Source organism: uncultured Treponema sp. (assembly GCF_946187725.1).
Classification (GTDB): Bacteria; Spirochaetota; Spirochaetia; order Treponematales; family Treponemataceae; genus Treponema_D.
This window is the reverse complement of record NZ_CAMHSK010000005.1, coordinates 64,775-85,512: the sequence shown is the minus strand read 5'-3', so window position 1 is coordinate 85,512 and position 20,738 is coordinate 64,775. Positions and strand designations below refer to the sequence as shown.

25 protein-coding genes are annotated in these 20,738 nt (G+C 38.8%); 17 read left to right on the top strand and 8 right to left on the bottom strand.

The annotated features are described in order from the left end of the window. Nucleotides 1-59: 59 nt before the first annotated feature. Nucleotides 60-467, bottom strand: coding sequence for a helix-turn-helix transcriptional regulator (locus tag Q0Q74_RS03535; RefSeq protein ID WP_294428565.1), 408 nt, complete (start codon nt 465-467; stop codon nt 60-62). Nucleotides 468-602: 135 nt separating this feature from the next. On the opposite strand from Q0Q74_RS03535, the gene Q0Q74_RS03530 reads away from it, so the two are divergent. The 3 genes from Q0Q74_RS03530 (at nt 603) to Q0Q74_RS03520 (ending at nt 2,802) form a co-directional block, all read left to right on the top strand. Beyond that, nucleotides 603-1,301 carry an ORF6N domain-containing protein gene (locus Q0Q74_RS03530; protein ID WP_294428564.1) on the top strand — a complete coding sequence of 233 codons (699 nt, stop codon included), beginning with the start codon at nt 603-605 and terminating at the stop codon, nt 1,299-1,301. Nucleotides 1,302-1,376: 75 nt separating this feature from the next. Then, the gene (locus tag Q0Q74_RS03525; RefSeq protein WP_294428562.1) at nt 1,377-1,835 is read left to right on the top strand and encodes a hypothetical protein; all 459 of its coding nucleotides are present in this window, start codon (nt 1,377-1,379) and stop codon (nt 1,833-1,835) included. Between the two features lie 40 nt (nt 1,836-1,875). Then, nucleotides 1,876-2,802, top strand: a complete 927-nt coding sequence (locus Q0Q74_RS03520; protein ID WP_294428560.1) for a ribonuclease III domain-containing protein — start codon at nt 1,876-1,878, stop codon at nt 2,800-2,802. A gap of 27 nt (nt 2,803-2,829) precedes the next feature. Here Q0Q74_RS03520 and Q0Q74_RS03515 read toward each other — a convergent pair whose 3' ends face one another. Next, nucleotides 2,830-3,153, bottom strand: a complete 324-nt coding sequence (locus tag Q0Q74_RS03515; RefSeq protein WP_294428558.1) for a helix-turn-helix domain-containing protein — start codon at nt 3,151-3,153, stop codon at nt 2,830-2,832. 180 nt (nt 3,154-3,333) lie between these two features. Here Q0Q74_RS03515 and Q0Q74_RS03510 point away from each other — a divergent pair, with 180 nt between their 5' ends. The 8 genes from Q0Q74_RS03510 to jag all read left to right on the top strand — a co-directional run bounded on the left by Q0Q74_RS03510 (nt 3,334) and on the right by jag (nt 8,880). Then, nucleotides 3,334-4,224: a hypothetical protein gene (locus tag Q0Q74_RS03510; RefSeq protein WP_294428556.1), complete on the top strand. Its 891-nt coding sequence runs from the start codon at nt 3,334-3,336 to the stop codon at nt 4,222-4,224. Nucleotides 4,225-4,437: 213 nt separating this feature from the next. Beyond that, nucleotides 4,438-4,812, top strand: a complete 375-nt coding sequence (locus Q0Q74_RS03505; RefSeq protein WP_294428554.1) for a CoA-binding protein — start codon at nt 4,438-4,440, stop codon at nt 4,810-4,812. Between the two features lie 5 nt (nt 4,813-4,817). After that, nucleotides 4,818-5,378 carry a DciA family protein gene (locus tag Q0Q74_RS03500; protein ID WP_294428552.1) on the top strand — a complete coding sequence of 187 codons (561 nt, stop codon included), beginning with the start codon at nt 4,818-4,820 and terminating at the stop codon, nt 5,376-5,378. Between the two features lie 185 nt (nt 5,379-5,563). Then, nucleotides 5,564-5,719 (top strand): 50S ribosomal protein L34, encoded by a 156-nt coding sequence (rpmH, locus tag Q0Q74_RS03495; protein WP_294428550.1) that lies wholly within the window; start codon nt 5,564-5,566, stop codon nt 5,717-5,719. 4 nt (nt 5,720-5,723) lie between these two features. Next, nucleotides 5,724-6,077 (top strand): ribonuclease P protein component, encoded by a 354-nt coding sequence (gene rnpA, locus Q0Q74_RS03490; RefSeq protein ID WP_294428548.1) that lies wholly within the window; start codon nt 5,724-5,726, stop codon nt 6,075-6,077. Then, nucleotides 6,074-6,295 (top strand): membrane protein insertion efficiency factor YidD, encoded by a 222-nt coding sequence (gene yidD / locus Q0Q74_RS03485; RefSeq protein WP_294428546.1) that lies wholly within the window; start codon nt 6,074-6,076, stop codon nt 6,293-6,295. Before rnpA ends, yidD begins: the two co-directional genes overlap by 4 nt. 16 nt (nt 6,296-6,311) lie before the next feature. Further along, the gene (gene yidC / locus Q0Q74_RS03480) at nt 6,312-8,168 is read left to right on the top strand and encodes a membrane protein insertase YidC (protein ID WP_294428545.1); all 1,857 of its coding nucleotides are present in this window, start codon (nt 6,312-6,314) and stop codon (nt 8,166-8,168) included. A gap of 4 nt (nt 8,169-8,172) precedes the next feature. Continuing rightward, nucleotides 8,173-8,880 carry an RNA-binding cell elongation regulator Jag/EloR gene (gene jag / locus Q0Q74_RS03475; RefSeq protein WP_294428543.1) on the top strand — a complete coding sequence of 236 codons (708 nt, stop codon included), beginning with the start codon at nt 8,173-8,175 and terminating at the stop codon, nt 8,878-8,880. 40 nt (nt 8,881-8,920) lie between these two features. Here jag and Q0Q74_RS03470 read toward each other — a convergent pair whose 3' ends face one another. Next, nucleotides 8,921-9,382, bottom strand: a complete 462-nt coding sequence (locus Q0Q74_RS03470) for a bacteriohemerythrin (RefSeq protein ID WP_294428541.1) — start codon at nt 9,380-9,382, stop codon at nt 8,921-8,923. 156 nt (nt 9,383-9,538) lie between these two features. Here Q0Q74_RS03470 and Q0Q74_RS03465 point away from each other — a divergent pair, with 156 nt between their 5' ends. The 3 genes from Q0Q74_RS03465 (at nt 9,539) to metK (ending at nt 12,213) form a co-directional block, all read left to right on the top strand. After that, the gene (locus tag Q0Q74_RS03465) at nt 9,539-9,850 is read left to right on the top strand and encodes a metalloregulator ArsR/SmtB family transcription factor (protein ID WP_294428538.1); all 312 of its coding nucleotides are present in this window, start codon (nt 9,539-9,541) and stop codon (nt 9,848-9,850) included. A gap of 60 nt (nt 9,851-9,910) precedes the next feature. After that, nucleotides 9,911-10,837: an aldose 1-epimerase family protein gene (locus tag Q0Q74_RS03460; RefSeq protein WP_294428534.1), complete on the top strand. Its 927-nt coding sequence runs from the start codon at nt 9,911-9,913 to the stop codon at nt 10,835-10,837. Nucleotides 10,838-11,031: 194 nt separating this feature from the next. Further along, complete coding sequence (gene metK / locus Q0Q74_RS03455) at nt 11,032-12,213, top strand: methionine adenosyltransferase (protein ID WP_294428532.1); 1,182 nt, start codon at nt 11,032-11,034, stop codon at nt 12,211-12,213. A 56-nt stretch (nt 12,214-12,269) separates the two neighbouring features. Here metK and Q0Q74_RS03450 read toward each other — a convergent pair whose 3' ends face one another. Next, complete coding sequence (locus tag Q0Q74_RS03450; RefSeq protein ID WP_294428530.1) at nt 12,270-12,722, bottom strand: nucleoside deaminase; 453 nt, start codon at nt 12,720-12,722, stop codon at nt 12,270-12,272. Between the two features lie 97 nt (nt 12,723-12,819). Here Q0Q74_RS03450 and nth point away from each other — a divergent pair, with 97 nt between their 5' ends. From nth to Q0Q74_RS03435, 3 genes are all read left to right on the top strand, one after another. Then, complete coding sequence (gene nth, locus Q0Q74_RS03445; protein ID WP_294428526.1) at nt 12,820-13,464, top strand: endonuclease III; 645 nt, start codon at nt 12,820-12,822, stop codon at nt 13,462-13,464. A gap of 26 nt (nt 13,465-13,490) precedes the next feature. Further along, complete coding sequence (locus Q0Q74_RS03440) at nt 13,491-14,402, top strand: mechanosensitive ion channel family protein (protein WP_294428524.1); 912 nt, start codon at nt 13,491-13,493, stop codon at nt 14,400-14,402. 80 nt (nt 14,403-14,482) lie between these two features. Further along, on the top strand, nt 14,483-15,856 hold the full coding sequence (locus Q0Q74_RS03435) for an MATE family efflux transporter (RefSeq protein ID WP_294428522.1): 1,374 nt from the start codon (nt 14,483-14,485) through the stop codon (nt 15,854-15,856). A gap of 10 nt (nt 15,857-15,866) precedes the next feature. Here the strand turns inward: Q0Q74_RS03435 and Q0Q74_RS03430 are convergent, their stop codons facing one another. The 4 genes from Q0Q74_RS03430 to Q0Q74_RS03415 form a co-directional block, all read right to left on the bottom strand. Next, nucleotides 15,867-16,463, bottom strand: coding sequence for a TetR/AcrR family transcriptional regulator (locus Q0Q74_RS03430; RefSeq protein ID WP_294428520.1), 597 nt, complete (start codon nt 16,461-16,463; stop codon nt 15,867-15,869). Further along, the gene (locus Q0Q74_RS03425; RefSeq protein ID WP_294428518.1) at nt 16,463-17,698 is read right to left on the bottom strand and encodes a class I SAM-dependent RNA methyltransferase; all 1,236 of its coding nucleotides are present in this window, start codon (nt 17,696-17,698) and stop codon (nt 16,463-16,465) included. Before Q0Q74_RS03425 ends, Q0Q74_RS03430 begins: the two co-directional genes overlap by 1 nt. 115 nt (nt 17,699-17,813) lie before the next feature. After that, nucleotides 17,814-19,928 (bottom strand): methyl-accepting chemotaxis protein, encoded by a 2,115-nt coding sequence (locus Q0Q74_RS03420; RefSeq protein ID WP_294428517.1) that lies wholly within the window; start codon nt 19,926-19,928, stop codon nt 17,814-17,816. Nucleotides 19,929-20,082: 154 nt separating this feature from the next. Continuing rightward, complete coding sequence (locus Q0Q74_RS03415; RefSeq protein ID WP_294428515.1) at nt 20,083-20,715, bottom strand: adenylate kinase; 633 nt, start codon at nt 20,713-20,715, stop codon at nt 20,083-20,085. Nucleotides 20,716-20,738 lie beyond the last annotated feature (23 nt).

Below are 20,738 nucleotides of genomic sequence, written 5' to 3'. Positions count from 1 at the left end.
ACTTTAATAACAATGTAAACATTTTGCGACAGGTCGGAATCTCCTTAATGTGTACAATCTTATTGTACTCCAAGTGAAAATCCGTAATATTTCTCAATAGCAATCTTCGTAGCAGGACTTGTCGTTTGTGTAATGAATTCCAAAGTTTCTTGCAGAATCCCAAACGGCATTCCCGGCTCACAGACAGCCATGCCATCTGTTTTCTCCATTTTGATTACAAGCAACTCATCAATTGAAACTTTATAAAGTTTTGCAAGAAAAACAAGGTTATCCAGACGGGGCAAATATTTGTTTTCTGAATTTTCCCAGCTGTAAATTGATTGCGGATTCTCCATCCCTAAAAGTTTTTGAACCTGTGCAACGGTAATATTGTGACTTTCACGCAAAGATTTGAGATTCTTTGAGGTCGCAGGGACATCAATTACGGGAATTGAGAAATTTGGACTGATTTTGTAAGTTGCCATCATTATTGAAGATAATAATCATTTTCAGAAACGGCAAGTGTTTTGTGGAAGACTTTCGCAGTGAAGCACAATTTTTGACCTTTGTCATTAAGTTAGTAACTTAATGTTTTTCGATTTCAGTCGATGTAAAATCAGACTATGAAAAATGAGGATATTACCCCAATTTTGGTTGAGAGCAAGATTTTTCTCATTCGTGGCAAGCAGGTTATGATTGACCGTGACTTGGCAGAACTGTACGGCGTGGAGACGAAACGAATTACTGAAGCCGTAAAGAGAAATATTGAGCGATTTCCAGAAGAATTTCGATTTCAGTTGACTTCAGAAGAATACGATTTTTTGAGGTCGCAATTTGCGACCTCAAAGCCGGATGAAGTTTTGAGGTCACAGTCTGTGACCTCAAAAATGGAAAATGATTCTTTAAAATCACAATCTGTGACCTTAAACAGCGAAAATGATTCTCTAAGGTCGCAAATTTCGACCTTAAACGATGAAAACGACAGTCTGCGTGGTAAACATTCAAAATATCTTCCCTATGTCTTTACCGTGCAAGGTGTAGCCATGCTTTCAGCTGTTCTGCGTAGTGAAACAGCGGTTCAAGTGAGTATCCGTATCATGAATGCTTTTGTTCAGCTAAGGCACTATGTCAGTTCGCAGATTGTCAAAACGGACGATAAGGCTGAACTTGCAGAAATTCGTCGCTTGCTTCTGCTTCACATCGACCATTGTGACAAAAAGTTCTTCGAGCAGGATAGAAAAATTAGTCAGATTATTCAAGTACTAAACAATCTGATTGAAGAGCCAAAGTCAGAACGCAAAATCGGATTTACAAACGATTGATGTAACTGGTCACAAATTGTGACCAGTTCAAAATATGACTCATCGCAGATTGCGATATGGTAAAAGGAGTTGCACATGAAAATTACGAAAGATGTAAAAATTAACTTCGACAAGGTGATCATCACACCGCTGGAACGCTGGATTGATACAGAATTAGAATTGGATAAAATCGCTATAGACTATTTGAATCAACTCGCGGAAAAGTCTAATCAAAGCGTGGATAATGTGGTGAATCATATTCTTTCGGATATGATGGCTGAGCATCTGGAGCTTTCAGAACTAAATGCGGAGTCTTTACGAAAGACGGCTAAAAAATCTTCTCAAATTCTGCTTGTGGAAAAGGATAATCCTGTTGCACGAATTAAAATGATTGAAGATAAGGAAGACGATCTTATTCTTATTACAAAAAAGATTCTTCCTAAAGAAGATACTGCAGAAGGCGAATCAAAACCGGTCACAAATTGTGAGAGATTGGCAACTGTGGCTGCAATAGCTTCAAAAAGAAAACGAAGACCGGGGGGAATTTTACAGTGATTTCCTTGTGCAATATACTTGGAGATTCTACAGTTACGATATGGACGAGACAACACTTTTTTTCATTCAGCAGAAAATAGGTTATCAGTTTGTTAATCCTGTACTTCTTAAGCAGGCTTTTATCTCCTCTTCTCTCTCAGCCGCCACACAGAATCGGGTACAGAATTATCAGATTTTGGAATTCATAGGTGATGCGGTTCTGGGGGTTGCTGTAGTTAAGAATCTCGCTTCTGAGTTTTGCTATGTTGATGCAAGCGGACAGTTTGTTTCTTCGGTAACGGAAGGAAATCTTTCTGAAGAAAAAACTCGGTTGGTCAAAAATGAGAAACTAGCACATTGCTCAAATGTCCTTGAATTCGATTCTTATCTAGAGCGTGCTCACGCTTATTTTTTACATGACAGAAAGAACAAGAAAGGTGATTTGATTGAGTCTGTTTTGGGAGCGGTTGCGATAGATTCAAAATGGAATATGGAAGTTTTGTCGCGTGTTGCTTCGGAACTGCTGAAATACGACAAAAGTGCGGAAAATGCTACGGAAAAATTGCATAATTATTGTGAAGGAAAAGGGTTGTGTTTGCCGACATACTCTTTTTGGAATAATGGAACTCGTTATGATTGTGCTGTTTCTGTTCAAACTGTTAACGAGTTGTTTGTTGGAAACGGCAATTCAGCGGAAGAAGCACAAAATATGGCGGCAGAATTGGCATACGGTTATCTGAGTACGCAGAATGTCACAAAAAAGCAGACTGTTGACCAAACGAAGGAAATAAGCATTTCGAAAAAATCTTTGACATCGGTTGAAATGCTTAACCTAAAGTATGTCAAAAAGGCAAAGCATGCGGCGGCTAAGGCCATGCTGAATTTTCTAGAAAATTCAAAACAGGAAGAAAAATCTATTCCATCGAGAAAACTCATTGGAATCGGATTGTTGAAGCGGGCGATGATTTTACGAAAAGAAGCGTTTTGAAATAAGGGCATCCTTCGTTTTAAGGATTTACACCAATTTGCATACCTCCCGTATATCTTTCTCAATTCGTGAAAGAAGTTCTGCTTCAATCGATTTTCCGAAGTTACTCTCAAACACAGCTTTTTTGTTCTCAGGGCAGGTGTTTTCTTCAAAAAGAGCGGAAGAAGGAATTCCGAGGGCGAGTGCTATTTTATCCACCATCTCAGGTTGAGGCCAGGATATTTTATTTTCTATTTGATTTATGTAGGCAATACTTTTTTCGACTGCGTAAGAAAGTTTTTCTTGGGAAATGCCTTTTTGTTTTCGGTAGTATTTGAGATTGTTCACGAATGTTTCTCTAATTGAATTCATGCATTAAGAATGACGATTTATTATTATAAAAATTACAGAACAATATTAAGAATTTTTGATATACAGTTGATAGTTTTAATAAAATAATGTAATAATACTGTATAAAATCAAGGTTTCATAAAAAAAATAACGAAATCTTAATTTATTTTACGGTATCAAACATAAATCTAGGAGGATTTTATGAAAAAAGTGATTGCTGTAGTTTTGGCAGCTTTTATGTCGTTTTCTGTTTTTGCAGGTCCCTTGGGGAATTTAGGAAAAAGTCTCCTTTCTTCTGACGAGGCGAAACCTGCTACAGGAACATTACCTGATAATGTTGAGCTTTTGCCAGTTGTTTGGAATCTTCTTTATGCAGAATCTGCTGAAGGTGATAAAACAGTTCGACAAATCAAGAATTTTGGAAAACTTGATGTCATCAACAACGAGTATGAGTTTACACAAGTTCTGATTTATAAATTTGGGCTTGGTCTTCAAGGTCAGGAAACAAAGCTTAAAATTACTGGAAGCGGAAACACTTTCACTGTCGAAACTTTGGATATGAGGACATATAATGTCGATAAAAACGGACAGAAAGTTACATCAAAAAACACTGTGAGAGATAGCGAGCAGAATCCGAAATCAAGCTGGAGTAAAAATTCTGCAAATGTTGCGAAAGAACTTGAAGAACGCGCTGCCGCACTGAAAAAAGACGGTTATGAGCAGTGGCTTGAAAAGGCAACCTATAATCTTACAGTATATGCTGCAGTTGGACGCTTCTCGGCTAATCGACTCAAAGCAAAAAAATGGTACGGCGAGCATCCTATTGAAGGAAAAAAGGTTGAGAAACTTTCGTTTTATGTTTCAAACATTGACGAGAGCAAAAAAGCAGGTTATGCATATAAGCTCGAAGGTATGTCTGTTCTGAACAAAGCTGAGGACATGCCGCTTATTACTGTTTACAGCAATAATGATGCCTATATCGATTTGAAAGATGATCAATTTATAGAAATTTCTGGCACAGTTGAGAAAGTGAATTTTTCTAGTGATTTTGAAAAAGATTATAAAGTAAAGTCTATAGTCATTACAGAATAATTCTTCTATATTTTCTCTCAAGCGCAAGGGATTGTAGGGGCGGCGTAGCCGTTGCTTAGAGAGCGCAGCGAACGACGCAATGCAGCGGTAGCGTAACCCCGAAAAGCCCGACCGCCGCTTGTCGGCGGGTGCGCCCATCTGTTTTTTCTCTTTTTTTTCTCCCTTTCCGCATTGCTCATTCCTAATTTCGTACTTTTATGCTACACTACCTGCATGGAATTACCAGAAATCATGCAGCAGCAGGTTTTTGCCGTTGCAGGCGATACACTCAATCCTGAGAAATATGCTTACAAAATCAAGCAGGGGCTTTTGGAGCACGGCTACACGGTTCATTCCGTTGGGAAGGAGCTTGCTAGTTTTAACGACATTCCTGGCGACATTGACATCATCGATCTTTGTATTAATCCGGTGAAAGGGCTGGCGCTCATAAAAGAATGTACAAAGCCTTTCAAGTGCATCGTAATTCAGCCGGGCGCGGAGAGCGAGGAATTGCTTTCTTATCTCAACGAGAAAAATCTTCCGTATATCGAGGGCTGTGTGCTTGTGGGGCTGAGTGTGTACGCGAAGAAAAAATCTGTAGGTGACTAAGATTTATGTATGGTGACAACTTGATTTCCGCTCAGGAAATGATAATGACGACGGTCACGAATATTGAGCGCACGGAAGTCGAAAAAAACAATAAGCTTCTCAAAACATGGCGTGCCACGCTGGAATCAATTCGTTCTAATGCAAAGAATGGTGAAAATCTTGGCACGAATCTTTTCTCACATTCTCGTGTTATCGATTTTAAAAACGGCATTCTTCTTGTTGAAGCGGATCATCCTGCATGGATTCAGACTTTGCGTATTTATCAAAAATATATTCTTATTGGATTAAAGCGTGGCGTGCCAGATGTAAAAATCTCTTCGCTGGCATTCAGACTTCGTGGTACGAAAGTAGAACTTCATAATCAGATTTCAGAAGAAAAGATTCGGGATGAGATTAAATCAAAAGTAGAAAGGGATGATGAAATTATTCAGAAATTTGATGCAAATAGAGAAAATTCTACTCTTCACAACGAGACAAACTTGTCGGAAAAAAGAGAAATGCCAGAAAATTTGCGTAAGATTCTAGATAGACTTAAAAAAGACATGATGGAAGAAGAAAAGAAATAGTTATTTGTATTTTTAAGCAAAATTTTCTTGGTGACTATCGTATTATCTGTTGACCAATAATGAATAAATTTGCTAAACTTAATTTCCACTACCAAAAATTTTGCTGGATAAAGGAAGTCCTTGCAAAATTGCTCAAATTTTATCAAAACTTAGGGAATATTCCCACAAAATAAGGAGAATGTTCTATGAAACGAACATACCAGCCAAGTAAAGTAAAACGAAACAGAAAATTTGGATTCCGCGCTCGCATGGCAACTCGTGGTGGTCGCCTGGTTCTCGCTCGCCGAAGAGCAAAGGGCCGCAAGAAGCTCTCAGTTTGTGACGAGCACAAGAAATACTAAACAAATGAAATCAGCAAGTTTTACACGCGAAGAGCACATAAAACGCCCTGCTGATTTTAAAAATCTGTTCAAAAACGGGAAAAGGGCTAGCGTATTTGGTGCAAAGTTATTTTATTTGCCTAATGAGCTTGGATTCAATCGAATCGGTTTTCCCCTTCCCCGTGGTTTTGGCAATGCAGTTCAGCGCAATCGTGCCAAACGATTCAGTCGCGAAACCTATCGTAATTTTAAAGCACACCTGAACACCGGATATGATATACTCTTTTTAGTATACCCTTCTTCCGAGAAAGACTCGTTCAGCACGCGGTGTGTTCAATTTCGTACATTGTGTGAAAAAGCCGGTTTGCTCAAAAAATGAAGAAGTTAATTGTATTCATTTTGTGTTTGCCGATTCGGTTTTATCGTAAATTCATTTCTCCATTCAAGCCAGCTTGTTGCCGGTTCTACCCTACTTGCTCAGCTTATGCTTTGGAAGCTTTAAATAAGCATGGTGCTGTCAGAGGTATGTATCTTTCGACAAAGCGAATCTTGAAATGTAATCCTTTACACAGTGGCGGTTACGATCCCGTTCCGTGACATAAAGGAAAAAAAAATGGAAAAAAATACTGTTTGGGCCATTGGCCTTTCAACTGTGGTTCTGGTCGGTTTTTTTGCGGCACAGACTTTTTTGTTCCCACCCAAACCGAATCAGTCTGCTGAAAATCAAAACGAACAAGCTTCAAATGTTCAGGAAAAACAGTCAGAGAATTCAGAACCTTCAAATCTTTCTAACGATTCGCAGATTTCTGAGAATCAAAAAATCCTTCCTTCTTCAGAGTTTTCATCAGAAATTGAAAATATCAATCTTACAGAAGAAAAATTCACAATTACTACCAATAATGTTGCAGTAACTTTCACGAACCGTGGTGGCGATATTATCAGCTACGAGTTAATCGAAAAGGATGAGCGTGGAAATCTCAAAAACCGTGATGCAGATACAAATCGTGGTGTAGAACTTATTGAAAATGTTACTGCCAAAAACCGTGCTTTCTCTCTTTCTCTCGGTGGTGCACAGCGTGAAATTATCAATGATCTTTTCAACTCAAAGCAGTGGAAAGAATCAAATGGTGATGAAAAAATCGGTTTTTTCAAGAAATATTCTTATAAAAATGCAGATGGAACTGATTCAGAATTTACTCTTGTAAAAACATATACTTTCAAACCGAATGACTACACTTTCAAGCTTGATATCACAATTGATGGCGGAGAGAACTTTAAGGGTCTTGATTTGAGTGGTGCTGCTTACACACTTCGTACCGCTCCTCAAATTGGTCCGAAATATAATCCAAAAACTGATCGATATGAATATCGTCAGATTGTTTCTTTCAATGGTGAAAAAGTCAAAAAGACTAACATCGGTCAAAAACAGACAAAAAATTATGAGCGAGACTGGATGTGGTCGGCTCTTGCAGGAAAATACTTTGAGTTCATCGTTTATCCAGAAAACAAAACCTCGATGTCAAGTACAGTTGTTTACACTTCTGAAGTTGAATCTGGTGAAGGAACAAATGCTCAAATAAAAGTAACGCGAAAGTCTATTGATAAAAATCAGACTAACGATAGTTATTATATTTACGCTGGTCCGCGAAATGAATCAGAACTTAAAAAGTATGTTGCTGAAGATAAAAATGAATGGAAACTAAGCGGGGTTCACTTTAATGAGAGTTTGCAAACTTCAGGATTTTTGTACTGGCTTGAAGTCGTTCTGAAATTCCTTTTGGAAACTGTCAATAAAGTTGTTCATAACTGGGGTGTTTCAATTATCATTGTTACAATCATCTTGAAGATGGCGCTTTTCCCAATTACAAAGAAGAGTTTGGAAGGTACCCAAAAAATGCAGAAATTCCAGCCTAAAATGCAGGAACTTCAGGCAAAGTATAAGGGTGATCCTCAGAAACTTCAGGTTGAAACAGCAAAAATGTATAAGGAAATCGGCTATAATCCTATGAGCGGATGTTTGCCAATGATTTTCCAGTTCGTAATTTTGTTTGCGATGTACAATCTTTTCAACAACTACTTTGAATTCCGTGGTGCTTCATTTATTAAGGGCTGGATTGATGATCTTTCAGTTGGTGATCATATCGGTAAAACTTTTGAAACAGGTTTGCCATTCCTTGGCTGGAACCAAATCCGCATTTTACCGGTGATTTATGTTATTTCACAGCTTTTGTTCGGAAAAATTACTGGAAACGGTGGAACTACATCTGCAAGCCAGAACGCAGGTCAGATGAAAATGCTGATGTACGGAATGCCGATTATGTTCTTCTTTATGTTCTACAATGCCCCAGCCGGTTTGCTTTTGTATTGGACCGTCAGCAACATCTTCCAGCTTGGACAGCAGATTGTAATTAACAAAATGATGAAAGGAAAAGAACTAACAATTGTTAGTAAGAATACAAAAAGGAGATAAATATATGACTTACGAATTTGAGGGAAAAACTGAAAAAGATGCCATTGAAAAGGCAACTATTGAACTTGGTCTTGAAAGTGACCAGTTTGATGTTGAAATTATCGAAACACAGAAAAAGACATTGTTCAAATCAGGATATGTCAAAATTCGAGTTCATACAGATGAAGCTGCTCCTGGCGTGAAATATGATGATGATGATAATGATTCACCATCTGAAACAGCAAAACGCGTTATGGGCAACCCGATTCCACAGGATGAGTTCGAGCAAAAACTTACAACTTTCGTTTCGGAAATTATCACTAAGATGGGTTATGAAGCAGGTGTAGAAATTCTTTTCCGTGAAGAGAAAAAGATTGGTCTTAAGTTAACTTCGGAAAGTTCTTCAATTCTTATTGGTCGCAAAGGAAAGAATCTTGATGCGCTCCAGCTTCTTGTAAATGTTTATGCTGGTCATCTTGGTCGTGAAGATGTTCGTGTTATTCTTGATACAGAAAACTATCGTGTTCGCCGTGAGGAAAATCTTGTTCATCTTGCTTACACAACAGCAGATAAGGTTCGTACAAAGAGAACTTCTATTCTTCTTGAACCGATGAATCCATTTGAGAGAAGATTGATTCACACAACGCTCAATGACTTCTCTGACATCGAGACAAAGAGCGAAGGTGAAGGTCTGTATAAACAGGTTCGCGTAATTTACAAAGGAAACTACTAAGTTTTAAGATTGCCGGGTATGAAGCCCGGCTTTTTTGTTTCTATTTACTTTGATTCTTCTTTAAGAATTCAACTAGAGCTGGCAAATAGAGGCGGTCTTCGTGAGCGATATGGGTATGAATCCAATCATATAAAAAATGTGCGAATTTTATGGCTTCAGCGGCTGGCAATTTATCAATGAATCCATAATTAATTTCACATTTTTGGGTGAAAGCATCATGACTTGCCTTGTGCTGTTTGTAGCCTTCGAATTTTGCGGCAAGCATAAGCCTTTCTTCTTCTTTGAAATGAGTTGAAGCATAAGAAAGACATTTTTCGAGAGTTTGTTTTACTAACGATTGATAGTTTTCAAAATCATTGTTTTTTAAGAGACTTTGATAAAAATCATTACAAAGCTTTACAAGATGTTCGTGCTGTGCATCAATAACAGGAATACCAATTTTGTATTTTGGATCCCATTTTATAAAGAATTCATCGTCATCTTTTCTTCCGATTACTTTCATATCTTTTTCGCTCCATTTATTATTATATCACAGATTTTACATAACAACGCAAAATTTTTTGATAAAAGCTTTGTGTAAATTTGAACAGAGCCGTCTCTTTATGTGGATTATGTTCCGTCCTTGACATGTCTATTTTTCAGGCATATCATAAAACACATGAACAATTATTCAAGCGAATCAAATCTGCCCGACGAGGATTTACTTTTTGACCTTGCAGAGCTCTTTAAAATTTTTGGTGATTCAACTCGAATAAAGATTCTTTTTGCGCTTTTGGGGCAGGAACATTCAGTTGGAGAACTTTCGGAAGTCCTTAAGATGACACAAAGTGCAATCAGTCATCAGCTGCGGATTCTAAAAGCAAACGGCCTTGTAAAATTCAGGCGTGAAGGAAAATCAATGATATACTCTCTTAGTGACGACCATGTTGCAAAAATTCTCAACATGGGATTGGAGCATATTCAGGAATAAGAGAAAATATCTGCGGAATATTTATTTGCGGAAATTATTTCTATTGTGTAAACTTATTTCATGACAATCACTATTAAAAATAAAAACTATGAAGTAGTCCTTAATACACATGGGGGCGAAATTAATTCGTTTAGAAGCGTTAATGATGGGACAAAATATGTGTTTGAAGGTCCGGAAAGTGTATGGAAATTTCATGCACCAGTTTTATTTCCACATGTAAGTCGTATTAAAGATGGATTCTACACTTTTAATGGAAAGGAATATCATCTTGTGAACAATGGAATGAGTCGTGATTTAGAACATAAACTCATTGAGCAGACTGAAACTTCTGCGACTTTTGAGCTTACTGAAAGTTCTGAAACTGCTGATAAATTTCCATGGAAATTCAGCCTTAAGACTCATTATGAGCTGAAAGATGATGGTCTGATTTTTACAACGACAGTTACAAATACCGATACAACGACAATGCTCTTTTCTTTGGGAAGTCATACTGCATTTTGTTGTCCGAGAAATACGGATCCTGAAGGTACGACAAACGCAGATTATCAGTATGAATTTGAAAAACGGGAGCCGCTTGTTACGGTTCTTCAGAATGATGCTGCCCAGCTTGCTGTTGATGATGAAGGAACTGCACCTTGCACAAAACTCTACGGCGAAAAGGAAGCTGGTATTATTCCGATTGGAGCAGAAGGCTTTGGAAACGGACATTTCTTTACAGCATTCAGTTCGAATTGGGTTGGATTGCGTAATAAAAAAGATGGCTCGCTTGTAAAAGTAAATTGTTCTGGATATCCGTATTTGATGGTTTGGCAGGGCGGAAATGGTTCTGAAGGGATAAATGGCAATGGATTTAACTGTATTGAACCATGGTATGGAACTGCTGATGCCGAAAACACAAATCATGAATGGGAAGAAAAAGCTGCACTGATTTCTCTTGAACCTGGGCAGTCTTTTACGGCAGATCAAAGTATAACTATTGAGAAATAGTGTCACAAAAGGATTTTTGGTAAGATTTTTCTCATGGACTATGTGTAAAATTCTGCCTTAAATCCTTGTCATTTCAAGAGATTTGCATTATATTCAATTATGAAATTATATCCGCAACCAGTTGATTTATCCAACTTGCAGACTGGTGGGCTTGCCCGTATGGGCGGCTAAATCTTGCTAAATAGGAGACTTATATGTCTATCTTATCTAACAATCACTATCTTTTTACATCTGAATCAGTAAGCGAAGGTCATCCTGACAAACTTTGTGACCAGATTTCTGACGCTATTCTTGACGCATGCCTTGAAGCTGATCCATCTTCTCATGTTGCTTGCGAAACTTATGCTACGACCGGTATGGTTTTGGTTGGTGGTGAAATCACAACACATGCAGATGTTGATTTTCAGAAAGTCGTGCGCGATGTAGTTCGTGGCATTGGTTACACAGACGAAGATTTCGGTATTTCCGCAGATTCAATGGCTGTTTTGAACACAATTCACAATCAGTCGCCGGACATAAATCAAGGTGTTGTCGGAAGCGGCCTTAAAGAGTACGAAGGACAGCAGGGAGCTGGTGATCAGGGAATCATGTTCGGTTTCGCAACAAATGAAACTCCTGAATTCATGCCTGCGACGCTGATTTATGCTCATAAAATTCTCAAAAGAGCTGCTGAACTTCGAAAGAACGGAACAATTCCATGGCTTCGCCCGGACTCAAAATCTCAGGTTACAATTGAGTATGATGAGAATCATAAACCTGTTCGCATTGATGCAGTTGTTGTTAGTCATCAGCATAATCCTGATGTTGATTATGATACAATCAAGAAGACAATCATTGAGCAAATTGTAAAGCCGGTTCTTGAGCCGACAGGTCTCTTGGACAGCGAAACAAAATATTATATTAACCCGACAGGACGCTTTGTAGTCGGAGGCCCGCATGGAGATGCTGGTTTGACAGGACGAAAAATCATCGTTGATACTTATGGTGGCATGGGACGACATGGAGGCGGTGCTTTTTCTGGAAAAGATCCTTCAAAAGTTGACCGTTCTGCAGCTTACATGGCTCGATATATTGCAAAAAATATTGTTGCTGCTGGGCTTGCAGACAGAGCAGAAATTCAGCTTTCGTATGCAATTGGAGTTCCTCATCCTGTTTCGATTATGGTTGAGACATTTGGCACAGGAAAGGTAGAAGAAGTGAAAATTGTTGAAGCTGTAAAAAAAGTTTTTGATTGTACACCAGCTGGTATAGAAAAAACTTTGGATTTGCGAAGACCTATTTACAGAGCAACCAGCAATTATGGACATTTCGGACGCGAAGGGTTCAGCTGGGAAAAGACTGATAAAGTTGAAGAATTGAAAGCTGCTGTAAAATAAAGTAAAAGGCGGGTAAAATTTACCCGCCTTTTACTTTAAAGATTGATTACCGTTTGTTAGTATCGTTCACGATTTAGTTTTTCATAATCAGAAAAGAGTTTAAGGCACTCTGCTCTGTTTTCTTCCTTTAGACTGAAGTTTTTATTTTTTCCTTCAAAGCTTTTATAAAATTCATCGTCTCTAAAACCAATTTTATCAGTATCCATAACGGTGCAGCCGAACCTTACATCTTTTATGTTTGCCCATAAAATTGCGCCAAGACACATAGGGCATGGTTCAGCAGTTGTGTAGAGAATTGAATCTTTTAAGTCATGAGTGCCTATTTGTTTGCAAGCATCGCGAATGGCTTCCATTTCACCGTGGCATGTTGGATCTTTGTTAAGTAAAACTTTATTGTGACCTCGTCCGATGATTTGTCCGTCTTTCACGATTATGGTTCCAAAAGGACCTCCGTGATTGTTGTTGATTCCATCGTAAGCTTCTTTTATAGCTTCAAGCATGTAGTTCATGGAAAATATTATACTTTATGAAGGCGGAATTTTGAATCTTTTTTTAGTTTTATTTCTTAAAAATATGCATGTCTGAAAGAAATGTGATAAAATGGGAATGAAAATGAAGAAACTGCTTTCTAAATCACAAATCATTGAAGTTTTTTCTCGTTTTAAGGCGCAGAACCCAGAGCCAAAATCTGAGCTGAATTGGATTTCTCCATTTACTCTTTTGGTGGCTGTTGTTCTTTCAGCACAAGCAACGGACAAAAGCGTAAATCTTGCTACAAAGGAACTTTTTAAGATTGCTGATACACCACAAAAAATGCTTGCTCTTGGTGAAGACGGTGTAATTCCTTATATAAAATCTATTGGATTGTATAAATCAAAAGCCAGGCATTTAATTTCTCTTTGTGAAAAGCTTATTTCTGATTTTGGAGGGGAAGTTCCTCGTTCTAGAGAAGATTTGATGAGTCTGAGTGGTGTTGGAAGAAAAACGGCGAATGTTGTCTTAAATGTGGTCTGGGGTGAGCATACTATGCCTGTGGATACGCATTTACTCAGAATCGCTCCGAAAATCGGACTTGCAGAGGGTGATACTCCGGAAAAAGTTGAAAAATCACTTTTAGAGAGAGTTCCGGATGAATTCATGGAACATGCACATCATTGGTTGATTCTGCATGGTCGTTATGTTTGCACAGCCCGAAGTCCAAAGTGCGGAATTTGCATAATTCACGACATTTGCTTGAATAGTGAATTATGATATTATAATTAAATAGGAGTTTTATAATGGAAGAAACAAAGGCTGCAGAAATTGCAAAAACTGTTGGAACCGGTACAATTGAGGAAATCAAACATTTTATTCATGTTGATGAAGTTTCGTCATATTTAACTATCGGTAATTTGGCTCGTGTCGCAACAAGTGTAATCGCGATTTTAATCTTTTGGCTTGTTTACCGCTTAATCAGGCATATTATAAAGAAAGGTGCTTCAAGGAAATTAGAGCCACATACAGTTAAAACGGTTACAAAAGCAGTTGCTTACTGTTTCTATGTTCTTATTGTAATGTATGTTTTAGGACTGTTTGGTATAAAACTAACGGCAATTTGGGGGGCTGCTGGAATTGCTGGTGTTGCAATAGGTTTTGCAGCTCAAACAACTGTCAGCAATTTGATTTCAGGGATTTTTATCGTTACAGAAAAAACTATGAAAATTGGTGATTTTATCGAGGTAGATGGTGTTTCAGGTACAGTCGATAAAGTTAGCTTGCTTTCAATTATGGTTCATACCCCAGACAATCAGTTGATTCGAATTCCAAGTTCTGCAATTATCAACACAAAGCTGAAGAATTATTCTACTTATGACTACCGTCGTTATGTTTTTGATGTTAGCGTGGATTATTCTACTGATTTAGACAAAGCTCTTGATGTTCTCAAAAGCGTTCCGGCTCGTTGTTCCCTCGTAGTAAATGACAATCCGAATTATGCTCCAAAAGTTCTTCTTACTGATTGCCGTGATTCAGGAATTGGAATGAATCTCATTGTTTGGTGTGAACGACAGAATTTCTTTGACATGAAAACTGAAGTTTGCAAGAATGTGGTTAAAGCATTTAATGAGAATAGCATAAACATTCCTTACAATCGTTTGGATGTTTCTATGCTTACTGATAAAACAATCCCTTCACTTTCATTTAAAGCATAAGGGGGAAAGCCTTCCCTCTGCGGGGCACTTTGTTGCCCCGTCACCCCCATCTGCGGGAGAGCCCGCAACGCCCCATTTTTATGCCAGAAAAATTATTCACCAAAAAAGATTTACGCCGTCTCATTCTTCCTCTAGTTATGGAGCAGTTTCTTGCGATGACTATTGGTGCTTGTGACACTGTTATGGTTTCTTCTGTAGGGGAAGCTGGAGTTTCTGGAGTATCTCTTATTGATCAACTTACTCAGCTTTTTATACAACTTTTTGCGGCTTTCGCAACTGGAGGCGCTGTAGTTTCAAGTCAGTATCTCGGACACAAATCAGATGAAAAAGCCCGTTCTGCCGCCCGTCAGCTTCTTAATATTTCCACTTTTGTCGCTGTTATAATTATCGCTTTTTGTCTTCCGCTGCGCCGTATTATTTTAAGCATGATTTACGGTGGTGCCGGAGAGGCAGTTATGCAAAATGCACTTGTATATTTTGTATGGGTTTTGCTTTCATTTCCATTTCTTGCAATTTACAATTCTTGTGCGGCTCTTTATCGCTCAATGGGAAACAGTAAGGTTTCGCTAAAGGTGAGCCTTGTGATGAATTTCACCAATATTGCTGGTAATGCTCTTTTGATTTATGGTGCAAAAATCGGTGTTGCTGGAGCTGGAATTGCAACTTTGGCGAGTCGCGTAATAGCGGCTTTTGTGATGATTTATCTTCTTGCAAGACCTTCGGCTAAAAATAGTGGTCAAATTTATTTTGAAAAACTTTGGAAAATCGAAATTAGCTGTGAGATGATTCGTAAAATCTTGAAAGTTGCAATTCCAAGTGGAATCGAAAATTCAGTTTTCCATATTGGAAAGATTCTTGTCTATTCATTCATGTCAGGCTTTGGACTAGCTGCAATTGCAGCTAATGCAATCACAAATACAATAGCAAGTTTCTCAAACATTCCAGCCCAGGCAATCGGTTTGGCAAGTGTTACCGTAATAGGACAATGTATTGGTGCGGGAGAAAAGCAGCAGGCAAAGTCTTATGGAAGAAAAATGATGAAAGAGGCATATCTAGGAATGTTTACAGTTGCAATGGCAATTTTCCTTCTTGCCCCGATTTTAGTACGGGCTTTTAATCTTTCGGATGAGGCAAGAATCCTTGCAACAAGAGTTATTCGGACATGTATGATAGCGAATATCTTCTTCTGGCCGATGTCATTCACAATGCCAAATATTCTTCGTGCTTCTGGAGATGCAAAGTTTACGATGATAGTCAGCAATATCAGTATGTGGCTTTTCCGGGTACTTTTCAGCTTCCTTATTTCAAAATATCTCCTCTATAAGTTCCCGGAAAATACAGCGATTGCATTGTATGGAATCTGGTTTGGAATGTACATTGACTGGATTTTCAGAGGATTGTGTTTTGGAATTAGATTCCATAGAAATCGTTGGCTTGATAAGAAAGTAATTTAACTATCTATCGTTAGTTTTTAACAATTCCTCTAATTACCAAATCAATGCTTGCTTTTACATCTGAGACATCTTTTTTATTAAGAACGGCGATTTCAAAAATTGAAGATTCAACGAGTGAGTAAAGCATATTATTTATGCTTTTCACAGGAATTTTCTGAAATTCTCCGCGTTTCTGTCCTTCAATTATAATCATGCTGAGAAGATGTTTGATTCGGATTACACGCCGATTTACGCGTTCTTCTGCACTTGCCCCTGTTTTTTGCAAATTAATAAGATAAATCAAAAGAACATTGAAAAGCGGTCGGTTTTGTTCGCAAGTGTCGATTACCCAATACATGATTCTTCTCAGGCATTCTTCTGCAGATAAAGTTTTATCGGCGAGAATTTCCATGAGTTTTTCTTCAAGTTCACCTGTCATCTGTTTGATGCTCCAGGTGAAAATTTCCTTCTTGTTTTTGAAGTATATGTAAAGTGTTGTTCTTGTGATTCCGCAGGCATCAGCGATTTTCTGAAAAGTCACATCATCGTAACCTTCACGAGTGAACAGTTCGAGAGATTTTTCGAGAATTTCATGCTTGCGTTTATCATGTTCGACGACGATTGCCATTACTTCCAGCCTCGATTTGAATTAAATTTGTTTCGAGACGGTTTACGATGGTTTTCAGAATGATTTTTTGCTTTTTCTGTGCCATTGTAGATATAGAAGGTGGTATCAAGATTGCCGGCCTTGAGGTCTTTGAGGGTACTTGCGTAGTGGCCGATGCATTCCTGGAATCGTTTGTTTGATGTGATTACGCCAATTTCCCATTTTGGGAAGTCAGTAAAGAGAGATGACATTTCTTTATAGAGTTCTTTTGCCTGCTCTTCTTCACCAAGTCGTTCGCCGTAAGGAGGATTGCAGATAATCAAGCCATTTTCATAAGGAGCATGTAAATCTTTAAAATCAGAAACATCAAAATCAGGGCGTTCAATTCGTGCATCAGAACCGAGCATCTGGAGGGCACGACCTGCCATGACACAGGCATGTTCTGCATTCAGTCTTGCTCTTTGAATTGCAGATGGATCAATATCTGTGCCTGTAATTCGACATTCGACATCTGTTCGGATTTTTTCAGCTTCGGCACATTTGATTTCATGCGCACGGTTTGCATTGAAAATTGGAAGATTCTCGATAGCAAAACGGCGGCCGAATCCAGGTGCAACATTGTGTGCATAAAGGCACGCTTCGATTGGCAGTGTTCCTGAACCGCAGAAAGGGTCATGGAGAGGAGTTTTTCGTCTCCAGAGCATAAGCTGAAGCATAACGGAAGCTGTTGTTTCACGAAGGGGAGCAACGCCGCCGTCTGTACGGTAACCTCGTTTATGAAGAGGCAGACCGCTCAAATCCAGACAAACTTGAGCTTCATCTTCAGTGATAAAAACACGAATATCAGTCTCTTCACCGCTTTCTGGAAGAGTGGACATATGCCATACATCACCGAGTTTTTTATAAATTGCTTTCTGAACAATGCCCTGAATAGCATGTTCTGAATTTAAAGTTGATTTGTAAGTTCGAACTTTGTCAACGGTGACTTTTGAGTCTTTTTTGAGGAAATCCTGCCAGGCAACCGAATAAACGCCGTCAAAAAGCTGATCAAAATCTTCTGCGTGATAGCGTGCAAGTTCAAGATATACACGGTCAGCAGTACGGAGACAGAGATTTGCACGGAAAAGTGCGTCATTATCACCAATAAAAAATACACGGCCAGGGGCATTTCCATTCAGTTTATAGCCCAATAATTTAATTTCATTTCCAAGAGTTTTTTCTGCACCCACGGCACATAAAGCAACGAGATTATTCATTCTGACAGTCTACACTAAAATGACATTTTTGTCAAAAGTGTCAGAATAAATCATTGGATAATTGTAAAAAAAACCGCACTTCACATTGGAAATGCGGCTTAATTACAATTATGATTTAGACTTTGAACAGGTCGATTTGAGAACCAATCTTTCCGATTGCATCTTGAACCTGACCAGAAATATCTGCGAGTGCAGAACCAGTTTCGTTGATTTTCCTTGCACCCTGTGACATTTCATCCATGCTGCCCTTCATTTCAAGAGTGGCCGACTGCAAATGCTGAACTTCTTCAAGAATCATTTTGTTGCCGTTTGCCATTTCGATTGATGCGGCCCGGACTTCCTGAGTGCTGTCATTCATTGTTTTGAGCGCGTCAGTGATTTGCTGTGAACCTTGATTCTGTTCGTCCATTGCTGCCCGAATCTGCATAACGAGCTGGTCTGTCTCCTGGATTTTCTGAGAAACAACACCGAATGAGCGGCTTGATTCGTTTGAAGCCGAAACAACTTCACCAATCTGAGATTTGATTTTTGTAAGCTGCTCGCCAATTGTTTTTGACTGTGCAGATGAAGTTTCTGAAAGTTTACGGATTTCATCTGCAACAACCGCAAATCCCTTACCTGCTTCACCGGCATGAGCCGCTTCGATTGCTGCGTTCATAGCGAGAAGGTTTGTTTGCTCTGCAATACTAGAAATTGCCGTGTTAGCGTCCTGAAGCATTTCGCTCTGTGTTTCAATCTGCTGAATTCGTTCGTTGACATCGTTCTGCATTTTGAATCCAGTGTTTGCATTTTCTTCAAGTTCTTTGAAAGAAGATGCCATTTTTTCGACGGAATTATTTACGGAAGAAATATTTCCAATCATCTCTTCGACAGCTGCACTTGCCTGGCTTACACCTGAAGACTGATTTTCAATCATGCGGTTAAGTGATTCGATATTTGAAGAAATTTCGTCAACTGCACCAGCTGTCTGCTGTACGCTTGAAGTCTGAGTGTTGATTTGATGCGAAATGCTGTCGATGTTTGCGATAATCTGAGTGATTGCACTTGCTGTATCCTGTGTGCTTGCACTCATGCTTTCGCCAGAAACGCTGAGCTCGTCTTTTGAGCGTTTTGTTTCACCGATAATCTGCTGCAACTTGTCGCAGAATTTATTGAAATTAATGACAAGCATACCGACTTCATCAATTACGCGGAGAGTGACTCGTTTGGTCAAATCAGCTTCACCAGTAGCCATTTCTTCAAGCTGTCGTGAAACATTTGAAATTCGCCACATGAGCCATCGAACAAAGAGATAGCTGAGGAACATAAGAATTGCCGCAATTGCAATCGCGATAGGAATTACGATTTTGATTGTTGTAACTCGGATTGCTTCAATTTCTTCAAGAGATTTAGCGATGAAAAGCATACCTGTGATATGGCCGTCATCATTTGTGAGTGGAGCGTAAACTGAGAAATAATTCTTTCCTTTTATTTTATTTTCTCCACGATAAGTTTCACCGTTTTCCAAAACCATATTAACGATTTCAGTATTAGCAAGTGTTGTACCTTCTACACCAGGCAAAGTTGATTTTACGCGTAAATCTCCAGAGAAGATTGTACATTCTGCTGAATAAGAGTTTTGAATTAATTTTGTGAAAGAATCTGTGGTTAAATCATAGGCAAAAATTACAGCGCCGAGAGTTTCATCACTGTCTTCATATTCTTTTAGTGGATAAGCGAAAACGGCGGCATAAGCACAATTTCCGATGCTTTCAAAAGAGTGGGAAGCAACGCCTGTAAGGGATGTTTGTACTGCATAAGAGCTTGATAAATCAGCTTTTGGTGAGAAGCCCTGCTCACCGTTTCCTGCGATGATTTTTCCATTGTTATCTACAAAAGCAACCATATCGTGTTCCAAAAGGTCACTGTAGCGGTCAACTATATCAGAAAGAATATCGGTATCATTGTCTACCATTGAACCGATTACATCACCGCGGATAGAAGTGATTGCACCATAGCCGCTTAATGTAACAAGCCAATCGTCCATTATGCTCTTGGCGCCTTCTGCAGAATGGATGAGTTGTTCTTCTGTTGCAGAAACCTGTTTTCTATCAAAAACTGTCAAACTGACTGCAGCAATGATAACGCTACTTAAAACGATAACACCGCCAATAAGGGCAATAAGTTTTGTCGCAATTTGGATGTCTTTTTTACCTCTTACCCACTTATTGTTTTCAATCTTTTTTGCCATGAGATTACCTCGCTATATTTTTTAAGCTATTATAAATATTATCGATGAGAATTTTTGAAATGTAAAGTGAAAAATAATATATAGAAGAAAAGGGGGAGATAAGGTCACGGCCGAGTATAGCTTTTGTCGATACCCGACCGTGTGCTAAACCCATTTATGCTTTCGGGAATTTTGATTTGAATTCTGCAAGAACTTTGTCTGGGCTGCCTTTTGCATCGATATCAACGAGATTTCCTTTTCCTTTGTAGAAATCGATGAGCGGAGCTGTTGACTCGCGGTAAACTTCAAGACGATGTTTGATTGATTCAGGTTTGTCGTCATCGCGGGTGTAAAGCTCGCCACCGCATTTGTCGCATTTGCCTTCAGTTTTTGGCTTGTTGTTTACGACATGGTACATCTGACCGCAGTCTTTGCAGCAGATTCGTCCGCCGAGGCGTTCAACTACGGCATTGTCCTCAATATCAAAATTAACTGCTGCATCGATTTTTGCGAATGTTGCCAATGCTTCTGCCTGTGGGATTGTGCGTGGGAAACCATCGAGAATGTAACCGTTTTTGGTATCATCTTTTGAAAGACGGTCTTTTACAAGGCCGATTGTGATTTCATCACTTACAAGTCCACCGGCATCAATAATTGCCTTTGCCTTTTTGCCAAGTTCTGTGCCGTTTTTGATGTTCTCTCGGAAAATGTCTCCAGTTGAGATGTGCGGAATTGCATAAGCAGCTGCAACTTCTTTAGCAAGTGTACCTTTACCGGCTCCCGGTGGTCCCAAGAAAATAAAATTCATGTGAGTAAAATCTCCTTTAAAAA